Genomic DNA, 765 nt, shown 5'->3' on the forward strand with positions numbered 1-765 from the left:
AGTACAGATCGACAAGGTACGAGCGAAGCGAGCGGTATTGAGGCCTTTAGAAATCTTACCGACGAGCGGCAAGCTGATGATTTTTCTGTCCCAAGACAAGCGAAAATCTGGTTTTTGCAATGCCAGTTTTAAGCCATAAAAACAAACTACTAGCACGGCAAAAATAATCAGCCCCCACTCTTGAACGAACTCACTAGCCGCCAGCAAAAATTGCGTTGACTGTGGCAACTCTTGCCCCATTTGAATGATCGGCTCGATGATTTTGGGTACCACGGTCGCCAACAAGAACGAGACAATCGCCACCGCAAACACCACTAATACGACAGGGTAGATCATCGCTTGCAACAGCTTAGAACGCATTTTCTGACGGTTTTCGACGTACTCCGCCAAGCGCTCTAAAACCGTATCAAGGTGTCCAGATTTTTCACCCGCGGCGACCATAGAGCGAAACAGTTCGTCAAAGACGTGTGGATAATCACCTAGGCTATCTGCCAATGGGTAACCTTCGGTGACTTTGGAGCGCACTGCAGCGATCATGGTGCGAATTCGTGGCTTTTCTGCTTGTTCAGAAACTGCTCGAAGACACTCTTCAAGAGGCATACCTGATTGAACAAGTGTGGATAATTGACGCGTGATCAGAGCCAGTTCAGCCGTTTTGATACCACGTTTGAAGCCCACTGAGCCTGAAGACTTAGCCGCCTTTGCTTTGGCTTCCACGACCTCAACAGGGATCATTCCTTGTTCTTTCAGTCGTTGGCGCACTTG

Annotated in this window: 1 protein-coding gene; it reads right to left on the bottom strand. The window is 48.6% G+C overall.

Annotated features, from left to right (window positions below; all coding sequences use genetic code 11):
• On the bottom strand, nt 1–765 hold a 765-nt coding region (locus R7O13_RS26335), incomplete at both ends, for a type II secretion system F family protein (RefSeq protein WP_318305138.1).

This window comes from Vibrio sp. Y176 (assembly GCF_033438945.1).